This window comes from Pseudomonas sp. UMAB-40 (genome assembly GCF_900095275.1).
GTDB classification, from domain to species: Bacteria; Pseudomonadota; Gammaproteobacteria; order Pseudomonadales; family Pseudomonadaceae; genus Aquipseudomonas; species Aquipseudomonas mandelii_B.
The window spans coordinates 13,747-27,253 of sequence record NZ_LT607576.1 but is presented as its reverse complement, the minus strand read 5'-3'; the positions used below and the strand labels follow the sequence as shown (position 1 = coordinate 27,253).

10 protein-coding genes are annotated in these 13,507 nt (G+C 62.3%); all 10 read left to right on the top strand.

All coding sequences use genetic code 11. The features are described from left to right. Positions 1-135: 135 nt before the first annotated feature. The 10 genes from K0F88_RS28355 (at position 136) to K0F88_RS28310 (ending at position 13,363) form a co-directional block, all read left to right on the top strand. Entirely contained in the window at positions 136-489 is a 354-nt protein-coding gene (locus K0F88_RS28355) for a hypothetical protein (RefSeq protein WP_219097430.1), read from the top strand. A gap of 281 nt (positions 490-770) precedes the next feature. Then, positions 771-1,730 (top strand): MoxR family ATPase, encoded by a 960-nt coding sequence (locus K0F88_RS28350; protein ID WP_003218556.1) that lies wholly within the window; start codon positions 771-773, stop codon positions 1,728-1,730. Between the two features lie 5 nt (positions 1,731-1,735). Further along, positions 1,736-2,680: a DUF58 domain-containing protein gene (locus K0F88_RS28345; protein WP_219097429.1), complete on the top strand. Its 945-nt coding sequence runs from the start codon at positions 1,736-1,738 to the stop codon at positions 2,678-2,680. After that, positions 2,677-3,171 (top strand): DUF4381 domain-containing protein, encoded by a 495-nt coding sequence (locus K0F88_RS28340; protein ID WP_219097428.1) that lies wholly within the window; start codon positions 2,677-2,679, stop codon positions 3,169-3,171. The genes K0F88_RS28345 and K0F88_RS28340 overlap by 4 nt, the downstream gene beginning before the upstream one ends. Further along, entirely contained in the window at positions 3,164-4,243 is a 1,080-nt protein-coding gene (locus K0F88_RS28335; protein ID WP_219097427.1) for a VWA domain-containing protein, read from the top strand. The genes K0F88_RS28340 and K0F88_RS28335 overlap by 8 nt, the downstream gene beginning before the upstream one ends. Further along, positions 4,240-5,979 (top strand): tetratricopeptide repeat protein, encoded by a 1,740-nt coding sequence (locus tag K0F88_RS28330; RefSeq protein WP_219097426.1) that lies wholly within the window; start codon positions 4,240-4,242, stop codon positions 5,977-5,979. Before K0F88_RS28335 ends, K0F88_RS28330 begins: the two co-directional genes overlap by 4 nt. After that, the gene (locus K0F88_RS28325; RefSeq protein ID WP_219097425.1) at positions 5,976-7,613 is read left to right on the top strand and encodes a BatD family protein; all 1,638 of its coding nucleotides are present in this window, start codon (positions 5,976-5,978) and stop codon (positions 7,611-7,613) included. Before K0F88_RS28330 ends, K0F88_RS28325 begins: the two co-directional genes overlap by 4 nt. 274 nt (positions 7,614-7,887) lie before the next feature. Then, a complete protein-coding gene (locus K0F88_RS28320) occupies positions 7,888-9,132 on the top strand; it encodes an exonuclease SbcCD subunit D C-terminal domain-containing protein (RefSeq protein WP_219097424.1) in 1,245 nt (414 codons plus the stop codon). Further along, the gene (locus K0F88_RS28315) at positions 9,129-12,770 is read left to right on the top strand and encodes an AAA family ATPase (RefSeq protein WP_219097423.1); all 3,642 of its coding nucleotides are present in this window, start codon (positions 9,129-9,131) and stop codon (positions 12,768-12,770) included. Before K0F88_RS28320 ends, K0F88_RS28315 begins: the two co-directional genes overlap by 4 nt. Beyond that, positions 12,767-13,363, top strand: a complete 597-nt coding sequence (locus K0F88_RS28310) for a glutathione S-transferase (RefSeq protein ID WP_219097422.1) — start codon at positions 12,767-12,769, stop codon at positions 13,361-13,363. The genes K0F88_RS28315 and K0F88_RS28310 overlap by 4 nt, the downstream gene beginning before the upstream one ends. The last annotated feature ends 144 nt before the right edge of the window (positions 13,364-13,507 follow it).

Below are 13,507 nucleotides of genomic sequence, written 5' to 3'. Positions count from 1 at the left end.
CCGTACCAGAAATGACCAGTAACACTCCAAGTGTTCACGACACATCCTCTGACACTCAGGCGAGCAGAAATTCCCGAGGGCTGGCAGAATCGCCTTTTATTGCGTTCACAATGCTCGCCGAGCCAGGATTTTCCCATGCAAATGACCACCGCACTCTTGATCGTCAACCCATGCGATGACGAAGAAGACAACATGGCCATGCTCTGCTGCCACAGCGATCAGGGCGACATGTTCCTGATGACCCGTTACCCGGACGAGGACGCGCTGGACATCACCCTCGACGGCGAGCCTTCGACGCTGGATGGCGTCAAAGTGACCTTGAGCCCTACCCGCTTGCTGATTGAAATCGCGGCGGCGGATGCGGATGCGCTGAATGGCGATGATTCGCTGGAGATCATTCACAGTACGGATGCTGGCGATCTGGCTGAGGTCGAGGAAACCTTGCAAAACATCCTCAAGGGGACTGGCACCTATATAAGCGAGATTTGAGGGTGCCTTGACCGGCCTCATCGCGAGCAGGCTCGCTCCCACAGGTGACCGAGTCGTTTGATTGAAATGCGATCAATGTGGGAGCGAGCCTGCTCGCGATGAGGCCCGAAAGAACACCTCCAGCCTTGGAGCCTCACAAAACTCCAACAATTTCCCCAGCCATTTCCCACACTTTGCACAAAATGCCGTTAGTCGCCGCCCCCCGCGATGGATTAAAGTAACGCCCCCAGCCCTGGCGTTATTCGAACGTCTTCGGTCACCCTTTCCAGGAACAGTCATCGATGGAACATCGTGAAGCGCTGCTAGCGCTGCGAACCTTTCTTTCAACGCAGATTCTCGGCCAGGAAAAACTCATCGAGCGCTTGCTCATCGCCTTGCTCGCCGACGGCCACATGCTGGTCGAGGGCGCCCCGGGGCTGGCCAAGACCAAGGCCATCAAAGAACTCGCCGAAGGCATCGAAGCCCAGTTCCATCGCATCCAGTTCACCCCCGACCTGCTGCCGGCCGACATCACCGGCACGGAAATCTATCGCCCGGAAACCGGCAGCTTCGTGTTCCAGCAAGGCCCGATCTTCCACAACCTGGTGCTGGCGGACGAAATCAACCGCGCCCCGGCCAAGGTTCAATCGGCATTGCTGGAAGCCATGGCCGAGCGCCAGGTCAGTGTCGGGCGCAGCACTTACGAGCTGTCGCCGCTTTTTCTGGTGATGGCCACGCAAAACCCGATCGAGCAGGAAGGCACCTATCCCCTGCCCGAAGCCCAGCTCGACCGCTTCCTGATGCACGTGAAAATCGGCTTCCCCGATGCTGCTGTCGAACGCCGCATCCTGCAACAGGCCCGTGGCGAAGCCCTTAACGGCGAAACCAAGCCCGAGCGCCGGGTCAGCCAGCAGGCGATTTTCGCCGCACGCAAGGAAATCCTCGGTTTGTACATGGCCGACGCTGTGGAGGAATACCTGGTGCAACTGGTCATGGCCACGCGCACCCCGGCCAAGTTCGACCCGGAGATGGCCGAGTGGATCGCCTATGGCGCCAGTCCTCGCGGTTCGATTGCCCTCGACCGCTGCGCCCGGGCCCACGCCTGGCTCGCCGGTCGCGACTTTGTCAGCCCGGAAGACATCCAGGCCGTGCTGTTCGACGTACTGCGCCACCGCATCATTCTGTCCTTTGAAGCCGAAGCCGCTGGCATCGATCAGGACCGGGTGGTCCAGCGGATTCTCGACGTCGTAGCCGTCGCTTGACCCCGATGAACGCCCTCCTGCCGCCCGAGCCGGGCATCCGCGTCAGTCTCGCCGAGCTGATCGAGATGCGCCATCGCGTGCGCGAAGTGCAGCTGTTTTCCACGCCGAGCCAGCGCAGCCCGCTGATCGGCCTGCACCACTCCAAGCTGCGCGGCCGTGGCGTGGACTTCGATCAGGTGCGGGTTTATCAGGCCGGCGACGACGTGCGCACCATCGACTGGCGCGTCACCGCCCGCACCCAGGAGCCCCACACCAAGCTGTTTCACGAAGAACGCGAACGGCCCATTTTCATCATGGTCGAGCAAAGCCGTCGGCTGTTTTTCGGCTCCGGGATGATGTTCAAATCAGTGCTGGCCGCCCAGGCAGCGAGCCTGATCGGCTGGGCAGCCCTGGGCCATAACGACCGGGTCGGCGGGCTGGTGTTCGGCGACAACGAGCACTACGAGATCAAGCCCCGGCGCAGCAAACAAAGCCTGCTGCAACTGCTTAACCGTCTGGTGCGGGTCAATCAGTCGCTGCACACCGAAAGCGAGCAGAACCGTGATTCCCTCAACATGGCCCTGCGTCGGGCGCGGGAGGTGCTGCGCCCCGGCAGCCTGGTCATCGTGATCTGCGATGAACGCGCCTTGACCGAAGGTGCTGAACAGCAATTGAGTCTGTTGTCGCGCCATTGCGACCTGTTGCTGCTGCCGTTGTCCGACCCGCTGGATCACGCCCTGCCCGCCGCCGGTTTGCTGCGCTTCGCCGAACGTGGCGCGCAACTGGAACTCGACACCCTGAATTTCGACCTGCGCCAGACCTACCGCGCCCAGGCCGAAGCCCGCATCGCCCGCTGGGAACTGCTCGCGCAAAAGCTGCGGGTATTGCTGATGCCGCTGAGCACCCAGAGCGAGATGGTTGAACAGCTGCGCGAGTACCTGAACCCACAGAAACCGGGGAAAGGTCGATGAGCAGCCTCGATCAACTGCAACCGCTGATTTCCCCGCCGCCCATCGAATTCTGGCCACCCGCGCCCGGCTGGTGGCTGTTGCTGTTGTTGCTGCCGCTGATCGGTTTTGGCCTGTGGAAGGCGCGGCGACTCATTCCGGACAAACGCCCGATCGTGCGCGCCGAACAACCGCTGGACCCGGTGCGTATCGCCGCATTGGCCGAACTGGCGCAGATGCCAAAACCCTACGACGGCGCACCGGCCGGCGCCTGGTTGCAGCAGCTTAACGGCTTGCTCAAACGCCTGTGCCGCAACCATTACCCCTACAGTCAGAGCCATACCCTCAACGGGCGCAAGTGGCTGGCGTTCCTCGACAACCGTTGCCCGGCAGCCGGCCTGACCCGCTGGATGGTGCTGGTCGAAGGCGCCTACAAACCCGAATGCAAACTCGACGACAAGGCCATCGCCGGCCTCACTCAAGCCGTCGATACCTGGATTCGCAAACATGTTTGAGTTCGCCTGGCCGTGGATCTTTGCCCTGCTGCCGCTGCCCTGGTTGATGCGCGTTCTGCTGCCGGTGGCCGACAGCGGCGAACCGGCGCTCAAAGTCAGTTTCCTCAATGACCTCGAAGGCCTGGCCCGCCGCCGTGCCCGGGCCAACCTGCCGGCGTGGCGCCAGCAAGCACCGTTCATCCTGTTGTGGCTGTTGTTGCTGATAGCGGCGGCGCGCCCGCAATGGCTGGGTGACCCCCTGCCGATTGCCGCCAGTGGTCGCGATCTGCTGGTGGCCGTGGACGTGTCCGGCTCCATGGATTTCCCCGACATGCAGTGGCAGGACGAAGACGTCAGCCGACTGTCGCTGGTTCAGCACTTGCTCGGTGACTTCCTTGAACGTCGCGACGGCGATCGCGTCGGCCTGATCCTGTTCGGCAGCCAGGCGTACCTGCAAGCGCCCTTGACGTTCGACCGGCACACCGTGCGCGTGTGGCTCGACGAAGCGCGAATCGGCATCGCCGGCAAAAACACCGCCATCGGCGACGCCATCGGCCTCGCCCTGAAACGCCTGCGCATGCGTCCAGCCCAGAGCCGCGTGCTGATCCTGGTCACGGACGGCGCCAACAATGGCGGTGAAATCGACCCGCTCACGGCGGCGCGGCTGGCGGCCAAAGAAGGCGTGAAGATCTACCCGATCGGCATCGGCGCCGACCCGGAGCAAAGCGGCACCTTGGGTTTCCTCGGGGTCAATCCGAGCCTGGACCTCGATGAACCGGCGTTGAAGGCCATCGCCCAAGCCACCGGCGGTCAGTACTTCCGCGCCCACGATGGCAAAGAGCTGCAGTCGATCAAGGACACCCTCGACACACTTGAGCCAGTGACTCAACAACCGACCCAGGCTCGCCCGGCGCAGGCGTTGTATCACTGGCCTTTGGCACTGGCGTTGTTGTTGAGCATGTTGTTGGTGGTGCGCGAGCGTTGGCCGGACAACCCACTGCAACGGCTGTTTACCAAGGACCTGTTTTTGCAAACCCAACTGCCTGACTGGCGCCAGCGGCTCAAACGCCTGCGTCTGCGGAGGCGCCGATGAGTGCGCTGTGGCCGTACTGGTTTCGCCCCTGGTGGCTGCTGTTGTTGCCGCTGCTGGGCTGGCTGCTCTGGCAACTCTGGCACCGGCAAAAACGCGCCGGGCGCTGGCAGATGATCCTGCCACCGGCCTTCCACGCGGCTTTGCTGAGCGGTGGAAACGGTCGCGACAGCAAGTTGCCGTGGGTCGTCCTCGGCGTGGCATGGGTACTGACCGTCCTTGCCTTGCTGGGGCCGAGTTGGGAGCGCGTCGAACAAATCAGTCAGAAACCCGCCGACCCGCTGGTGGTCGTGCTTGAACTGACCCCGGAAATGCTCGCCACCGACGTGGCGCCGAACCGACTCGAACAGGCACGACGCAAACTGTTAGACCTGCTGCAAGTGCGCAGCGACGCCCAGACTGCAATCGTCGTCTATGCCGGCAGCGCCCACACCCTGGTGCCCCTGTCCGATGACCTGTCGACCAGCCGTAATCTGCTCGATGCGCTCAAGCCTTCGCTGATGCCCGAAGCAGGCCATCGCGCGGACCTCGCGGTGACCAAGGCCCTGGCACTGCTGAATCAGGGGGATTTGGGTGAAGGCCGGATCCTGTTGATCGGTTCCACCCTGACGGACCTGGAACGTGAAGGCATTCGCCAGGCACTGGACCGAAAATCGACGCAGTTCCTGATGCTCGGCATCGGCACCGCCGAAGGTGCGCCGGTTGCGCAAGAGGACGGCAGTTTCCTCAAGGACGACCAGGGCGCGATTCTGGTGCCGCGCCTGGACAGTCCCAGCCTGAAAGCCTTTGCCAACGACCTCGGCGGACGCTATCGCCCAGCGCGACTGGGCGATACCGACCTGCGCGGGCTCGGCCTGCTTGACGGTCCACGCACCCTGCGCAACGACGGCCAGACCTTGCGCCTGGACACCTGGGCCGATGAGGGTTACTGGTTGCTGCTGCCTCTGTTGCTGCTGGCGGCGTGCGCCGGTCGCCGTGGCTGGTTGTTCTGCCTGCCTTTACTGTTCCTGTTGCCGCAACCTAGCTATGCCTTCGACTTTGAAGACTTGTGGTTGCGCCCCGATCAACGGGGCCTGCATCTGCTCCGGCAAGGGCATCCGGCGAAGGCTTCGCAGCATTTTGAGGATCCGCAGTGGCAAGGCGTCGCGCTGTATGAGGCTGGTGACTACAGCGGCGCCGCCCAGCGGTTCGCCGAGGGCAACGATGCGCACGCCCACTACAATCGTGGCAACGCCTTGGCCAAAAGCGGTGAGCTGGAAGCGGCGCTGGACGCTTACGATCAGGCACTGGAACGTCAACCGGATCTGCGCCCGGCGCAGACCAACAAGGCGCTGGTAGAAAGTCTGCTCAAACAGAAAAACGCACCGCCACCGGTTGAGCCGCAGAAATCCGCCGATGACGAGACCAAGGACACCGAGCAGGAAACGCCACCGGGTGCCGCCACACAACCTGCGGACAACAACCATCCGAAATCCGACGCCGGACAGACCACGCCGGACGCCGGACAACAGGCCACAACGCCGCCGAAACCGGGCTCCAATGAAGTCCCGGGCAGCGAACTGGGGGACGAGCAAAGCACCACACCACCGATGCGGCCAGCCAGCGACAATATCGATGGCGAACAGCGTCAGGCGCTGGAGCAATGGCTGCGCAAGATCCCGGATGACCCGGGTGAATTGCTCAGGCGCAAATTCTGGTACGAACAGCAACAACATCAGGATCAGGAAAAAACGCGATGACCCGCTTCACCCTTTTCATGCTCGCCCTGCTGTTTTGCACCGTTCAGGCCAACGCGGCGGCGCTGGTCGCCAGTGTCGATCGCAGTCGTCTGAACTCCGGCGAGACGGTCGAACTGACCCTGGAATCCAACGACGTCACCCAATTCGGCAAGCCTGACCTGGCGCCGCTGGAACCGCTGTTCGAAGTGCGTGGCACCCGCCAGGTTAACCAACTGACCACCCTGAACGGCGACAACCGCGCCACCACACGTTGGATCATCACCTTGCTGCCCAAGGAAAACGGCAGCGTGACGATTCCACCGCTGCAGCTGGGCGACGTCCAGAGCCAGCCGATTACCGTGCAAGTGGTCGAAAGCGAAACCCAGGACACCGCGAACAAACTGGCCCCGGTGTTCATCGACGCCAGCCTCGACCAGTCCAGTGTTTACGTGCAGGCCCAGGCCATCCTGACCTTGCGCATCTATCATTCGGTGTCGCTGTACGACGACAGCAGCCTGACCCCGTTGCAGATTCCCGATGCGCGAATCGAACAACTGGGTGAGTCGCGCACTTACGAGAAAGCCATCAACGGCCTGCGCCACGGCGTGATCGAAATGCGTTATGCGATCTATCCGCAACACAGCGGCGAATTGACTATTCCGGCGCAGATCTTCAGCGCCACGCTCGTCGACGCCCAGCCCACCCAGGACGCCACCCAGGCTCCGAAGTCCGGGAAACTGATGCGTGTCAGCTCCACCCCTATTCTGCTAACGGTCAAGGCCAAACCCATTACCTACCCTGCCGACCTCCCCTGGTTGCCGGCCCGCAGCCTGAGCCTGAGCGAAAGCTGGAACCCGGAGCCGGACCATGCGCAGGTAGGTGATTCGCTGACTCGTAGTCTGACCTTGAAGGCCGAAGGCCTGGCCAGCTCCCAATTGCCGCCGCTGCCCGCCACCGACGTCAATGGACTGCGCCGCTACCCGGATCAACCGGTGCTGAGCAACCAAAGCACCGAGCGCGGCCTGATCGGCAGCCGTGAAGATCGTGAAGCGCTGGTGCCGGGCCGCAGTGGTGCCATCGAGTTGCCTGCGGTGGAAGTGGTCTGGTGGAACACCTTCGAAGATCACCTGGAACACAGCAGCCTGCCGGCCCGAACCCTGCAAGTGGCGAACAATCCAAGCCTGGTGATTGATACACCGGCTAACACCGCGCAAGTGAATACCGGCGTCGACAGTGAAACCTTGTGGAAGTGGAAACTCAGCACATTGATTCTGGCCTGCACCACGTTGCTGGGTTTCGGACTCTGGTGGCGCGCCCGCTGGCAACCGGCAATCCTGCGTGCCGCGCAGACCGGCCCGAGCCCACGCACCGTCCTCGACGAACTCAAACGCGCCTGCCAGGCCAACGACTCCCACGCCACCCGCCAGGCCCTCGACGCCTGGGCCCGGCAACAGCCGGAAACCCTGGCCGACATGGCCGCCCGCTTCGTGCCTTTGTCCGATGCGCTGGACGGCTTGAACGGCGCGCTCTACAGCGAAACCGGCCAGCACTGGCAAGGCGAAGATCTGTGGCGGGCGATCAAGGCGATCCCGATTGCCGAACGGGTTCAGGATCCGGTGGGTGACAGCGGGCTGCCGCCGCTTTACCCGAAATAATCACTGCCACCACACACCCTTTAGCAGCTGCCGAGCAGCGCGAGGCTGCGTTCGGCTGCGCAGCAGTCGTAAAATCAGCGCATGCGGTGTATCAGGATGACCGCATACGCAGGTTTTACGACGACTTCGTCGCCGAACGCAGCCTCGCGCTGCTCGGCAGCTGCTACTGGGTTGTGACGCTGCCCACATCCGGTGTGTTTGCCAGTAAACTCTCTCCCCTTTCGCCGCCCTCATTTTCCACGCGGCCATTACCTTATTTCCTACGGAGTTCGCCTTGCGTCTGTTTCACACCTCCGACTGGCACCTTGGGCAGAACCTGCACGGTCAGGACCGCGATTTCGAGCACGGCTGTTTTCTCGAATGGCTGTTGCGCCAGCTGAAGCTGGATCAGCCCGATGTGCTGTTGATCGCCGGCGATATCTTCGACACGGTCAACCCGCCGGTCAAAGCCCAGGAACGCCTCTACGAATTCATCGTCAGCGCCCACGAGCAGCAACCGCTGCTGACCATCGTGATCATCGCCGGCAACCACGACTCCGGCTCACGGATCGAACTGCCCGCGCCGTTGATGCGCCGTTTGCGCACCCATGCGCTCGGCCGCGTGCTGTGGCTCGACGACGGTCAACTGGACGCCGAACGACTGTTACTGCCGTTGCCAGATGCCAGCGGCGAAATTGCCGGCTGGTGCCTGGCGCTGCCGTTTTTGCGCCCTGCCGAAGTGACTGGCGCACAGTTGGGTGACAACTACCTGCGCGGCATCGGTCAGGTGCACGAGTGGCTGATCGAAGCGGCCAATGCCAAGCGCAAGCCTGGCCAGGCGCTGATTGCCATCAGCCATGCGCACATGGCCGGTGGTTCCGTTTCGGAAGACTCCGAGCGCAGCCTGATCATCGGCAACGCTGAAGCCTTGCCCGCCAGCCTGTTCGGGCCGAGCATCAGCTACGTCGCGCTGGGGCATTTGCACAAGCCGCAGAAGGTCAACGGTGAAGAGCGCATCCGCTACAGCGGCTCGCCGATTCCATTGTCGTTCTCGGAAATCGGTTATCAGCATCAGATTCTCGACGTCACACTCGACGGCGAGACCCTGGTCAGCGTCGAGCCAAAACTGATCCCCCGCGCGGTCAACCTGCAACGCATCGGCCCGGCGCCGCTGGCCGAAATCCTCTTGCAACTGGCCGACCTGCCGAATATCGACTTGCTGGCCGACATCCAGCGCCAGCCTTGGCTGGAAGTTCGCGTGCGTCTCGACGAACCGCAACCCGACTTGCGCCACCAGGTGGAAAGCGCCCTGCAAGGCAAAGCCGTGCGCCTGGTGCGCATCGCCGCCGACTATGGCGGCAACGGCAGTCGCGAAGGTGTCGATGACGGCACCACGTTGATTGAACTGGACCAGCTCACGCCTCAGGAGCTGTTCAGTCGCGCCTGGCAGGACAGCTACGGCAGCGAGGTCGATGAGCAAACGCTGAAGGACTTTGCCGAGCTGTTGCAGGATGTGCAGATGGAGAGCGAACAACCATGAAGATCCTCGCGATCCGCCTGAAAAACCTCGCCTCGCTGGCCGGGCCCTTTGAAATCGACTTCACCGCTGAACCGCTGGCGAGTGCCGGCCTGTTCGCGATCACCGGGCCGACCGGCGCGGGCAAAAGCACCTTGCTCGACGCCTTGTGCCTCGCCCTGTTTGGTACCGTTCCTCGGTTGAGCAACGCCCAGGTGTCTGCCAAGGCACCGGACGCCGATGGCGAAATCAGCACCGGCGACCCGCGTACCTTGCTGCGTCGTGGCACCGGCGAAGGCTATGCGGAAGTGGATTTCGTCGGCATCGACGGTCGTCGTTACCGCGCGCGCTGGGAAGCCAATCGCGCCCGGGAAAAGGCCGGCGGCAAGCTGCAAGCCAGCCGTCAGAGTCTGCGCGACATCGATCAGGATCAGTTGCTGGCCAGTCAGAAAGTCGAGTTCAAAACCCAGCTAGAAGCCGTGCTGGGCCTGAACTTCGAACAGTTCACCCGCGCCGTGCTGCTGGCCCAGAGTGAGTTCAGTGCCTTCCTCAAGGCTAACGACAACGAACGCAGCGAACTGCTGGAAAAGCTCACCGATACCGCGCTCTACACCCGCCTCGGTCGCCGGGCCTTCGACAAGGCCAAAGAGGCGCGTGAAGCGCACAAGCTGTTGCAGGACCAGGCCACGGGCGTGACGCCGCTGTCCCCCGAAGCCCGGGCTGAGCTGGATGAGCGCTTCAACGAGGCGCAGCAGCAACTCAAGACCCAGCAAGCGCAGCTCAAACAGCTTGAATTGCAGCACACCTGGCTCAAGGACCTGCGGCAATTGCAGGACGAGCAACAGAGCGCCACCGAACAGCTGACCAGCGCCCGGCAGCATTGGGAAAGCCTGGCCGGCGAGCGGTTGAAGCTGACTCGCCTGGAGCAACTGGCCCCGCAACGGCACCAGTTCGCCCGCAAGACTGAACTCACCACCCAGCTCACCCCGTTGGCGGCGCAGATTCAGCAGCACACCCAACAGCAAGCCGAGTTGAGCGAGCGGCAGGCGCAACTCGAACAGAGCTTGAGCGCTGCGCAGACCGCGCTGGTCGAAGCCCAACGCCAACACACGGCAAAAGCTCCGTTGCTGCGCCAGGCCTTTGAAGAGCAAAGCACCCTCGCCCGGCTGGTCAAAGACGTCAGTGTGAGTGCAGAGCACAAGCAACAGGCGGAACTGGCCAGCACTCAAGGGCAGAACACGATTCAGGGCCTGCTCGAGCAACAAAAACAGGTGGCTGCACGTCTGGAGCGGATTGCCGGGGAGCTTGAGCAAAGCACGCATTTAGCGCCGTTGAGCGAGGCGTGGAATGCCTACCGTGATCGCCTGCAACAGCTGATGCTGATCGGCAATCGCTTGAACAAGGGCCAGGCTGAACTGGCAGCCCTTGAGCAAAGCGCCGCACGTGCCGGCGAAGAACTGGCGGCTCAAAAGCAGCATCTGGAAGTGCTTTATAAAGAGGCCGGTGCCGAGCCCGAAGCCGTGGCCGAACAGATCCAGCTGCTGGGCAACCTGTTGCAGGACAACCGCAAACAACTGCGGGCGTTTGAAGAACTGACACGGCTGTGGGCCAGCCAGCAGGAGATCGACAAGCGCAGCGCCGAGCTTTCGCAACGCCAGCTCAGCGCTCAGCAGGAACGTGATCGCCTGACCCAGGACGGTGTGAAGACCAAGAACGACCTGGTCGTCGCCGAACAGACCCTCACCGTCACTCGCGAACTACTGGAACGTCAGCGTCTGGCCCGCAGCGCCAGCGTCGAAGAACTGCGCGCACAGTTGCAGGACGATCAGCCCTGCCCGGTCTGCGGCAGCCCCGACCACCCTTATCATCAACCCGAAGCGTTACTGCAAAGCCTCGGTCGCCACGATGAAAGCGAGCAGGCCAACGCGCAGAAGGCCGTTGACCTGCTGAAAGAGAAACTCACCGATTTGCGTGGCGAAGTCGGCGGCTTGATCGCTCAGCAAAAAGAACTGTTGCAGCAACAAGAGCAACTCGCCACCCAGCAACAAGGCCTGACGCCGAGCCTCGAAGCGCATTCGTTGTCGACGCAACTGCTGGCTCAGGACGCGAGCAAACGAGACGGTTGGCTGGCGCAGCAAAACAGCCAGTTGAACCAGAGCATCACCCAGGATGAACAACGGCAAACCGCCCTGCTCACCTTGCAACAGGACGCGGCTCGCCTTCAGCAACAACTGCGCAGTGCCGAAGCGGCAAGCCAGCAAGCGACGCAGCACTTGAGTAACCAACAGCGTGAGCTGGGCAGTGATCGCCAGCGCCTGGACGAAGAGCTGAGCGCCTTCAGCACCCTGCTCCCGGGCGAGACACTGGAGGCCTTGCGCAACGAACCCGCCGCGACCTTCATGCAACTCGACCGGCAGATCGCCCAGCGCCTGGAGCAACTCGATCAGCAACGCGATGAGCTCAGTGAACAGCAACAACGCCAACAGACACTGGAAAAAGAACAGGACCGCCAACTGGCCCGCGCCCAGGCACTGGAAGCGGCGCAACAGCAATTCACCGTCCTTGCCGAGCAACAGCAGGCTTGCCAGGAACGGCTGACGCAATTGCTGGGCGAACACAGCAGCGCCGAACACTGGCAACAGCGACTGGATCAAGCCGTCGAACAGGCGCGCAATGCCCAGGCAACGGCCCATCAGGAACTGCAAACCGTGCGCACGCGGTTAGTCGAACTGGCCGCTGAACTCAAAGCCAGACAAGAGCGCCTGCTGGCCCTGGAAACCGAAGACCGCGACCTGAGCGCAAAGATTGCCGACTGGCGCGCCTTGCATCCAGAGCTCGACGATGGCGGACTGGAAGCGCTGCTGAGCGTCGACGACCAGCAAATCAGCGAACTGCGACAGCACTTGCAGCAAAGCGAAAAAGCCATCGAACAGGCCAACGTGCGCTTGCAGGAACGGGATCAGCGCCTGCTCAATCATCAGGCGCAACACAATGGCAATCTCGACGCCGAACAACTCGCCACGGCTCTGACAGACCTGCAAAACCTGTTCGCCGCCAGCGAACACCGGTGCGCCGAACTGCGTGCCGAACAGGCCGAGGATCAGCGTCGGCAGAATGCCAACCAAGCCCTGGCGCAGCAGATCGCCGACGCCTACAGCGAGTATCAACGCTGGGCTCGCCTGAATGCGTTGATCGGCTCGGCGACCGGCGACACCTTCCGCAAGATCGCTCAGGCCTACAACCTCGACTTGCTGGTGCATCACGCCAACGTGCAATTGCGCCAACTGGTGCGGCGCTATCGCCTGAAACGCGGCGGCAGCATGCTCGGTTTGCTGGTGATGGACACCGAGATGGGCGATGAGCTGCGCTCGGTGCACTCGTTGTCGGGCGGCGAGACGTTCCTGGTGTCGCTGGCCCTGGCGCTCGGCTTGGCGTCTATGGCTTCGAGCACACTGAAAATCGAATCGCTGTTCATCGACGAAGGCTTTGGCAGTCTCGATCCGGAATCCCTGCAACTGGCCATGGACGCACTGGATGGCTTGCAAGCCCAGGGCCGCAAGGTCGCGGTGATTTCCCACGTGCAGGAAATGCATGAGCGGATCCCGGTGCAGATTCAGGTTCATCGCCAAGGCAATGGCCTGAGTACCCTGGAGGTGAAATGAACACGCTGTACTCGTTCCGCCGCTGCCCTTACGCCATGCGAGCGCGCATGGCCCTGCGCTATTCAGGCGTTGCGGTACAGATTGTCGAGGTCAGCCTGAAAGCAAAGCCTGCCGAGATGCTCGAGCTCTCGGCCAAGGGCACGGTCCCGGTGCTGAGTGTCGACGGTCAGGTGATCGATGAAAGCCTGGCGATCATGCACTGGGCCTTGGCGCAGAACGACCCGCAGGACTGGTTGCTCAAGGATGATTCTGCCGGGCAACAGCTGATGGTCGCGTTGATCGAAGAGAACGATCAGGCGTTCAAGGTGCATCTGAATCGCTACAAGTACGCCGAGCGTTACCCCGAGCAGCCGATGGAAACCTATCGTGCTGCGGGTGAGGTGTTCTTGCGCAAGCTGGATGAGTTGCTGGAGGGACGCGACTACTTGCTGGGCGGGCATCCGAGTCTGGCGGATGTGGCATTGATGCCGTTCATACGGCAATTCGCCCATGTCGATCGCGAGTGGTTCGGGCAGACGCCTTATGTGCGGTTGCAGGCGTGGTTGCAGCGGTTTTTGGAGTCGACGTTGTTTGTAGGCGTGATGCAGAAGTAATCGAACACCCCCTGTGGCGAGGGAGCTTGCTCCCGCTCGGCTGCGCAGCAGTCGTAAATCGGCTGACGCGATCTTGCTGAAGTTGCAGGTTTTAGGGCTGCTTCGCAGCCCAGCGGGAGCAAGCTCCCTCGCCACAATGGATCT

Coding starts and splice junctions, on each gene's coding strand:
- K0F88_RS28355 (WP_219097430.1), top strand. CDS start 136: ATGCAAATGACCACCGCACTCTTGATCGTCAACCCATGCGATGACGAA.
- K0F88_RS28350 (WP_003218556.1), top strand. CDS start 771: ATGGAACATCGTGAAGCGCTGCTAGCGCTGCGAACCTTTCTTTCAACG.
- K0F88_RS28345 (WP_219097429.1), top strand. CDS start 1,736: ATGAACGCCCTCCTGCCGCCCGAGCCGGGCATCCGCGTCAGTCTCGCC.
- K0F88_RS28340 (WP_219097428.1), top strand. CDS start 2,677: ATGAGCAGCCTCGATCAACTGCAACCGCTGATTTCCCCGCCGCCCATC.
- K0F88_RS28335 (WP_219097427.1), top strand. CDS start 3,164: ATGTTTGAGTTCGCCTGGCCGTGGATCTTTGCCCTGCTGCCGCTGCCC.
- K0F88_RS28330 (WP_219097426.1), top strand. CDS start 4,240: ATGAGTGCGCTGTGGCCGTACTGGTTTCGCCCCTGGTGGCTGCTGTTG.
- K0F88_RS28325 (WP_219097425.1), top strand. CDS start 5,976: ATGACCCGCTTCACCCTTTTCATGCTCGCCCTGCTGTTTTGCACCGTT.
- K0F88_RS28315 (WP_219097423.1), top strand. CDS start 9,129: ATGAAGATCCTCGCGATCCGCCTGAAAAACCTCGCCTCGCTGGCCGGG.
- K0F88_RS28310 (WP_219097422.1), top strand. CDS start 12,767: ATGAACACGCTGTACTCGTTCCGCCGCTGCCCTTACGCCATGCGAGCG.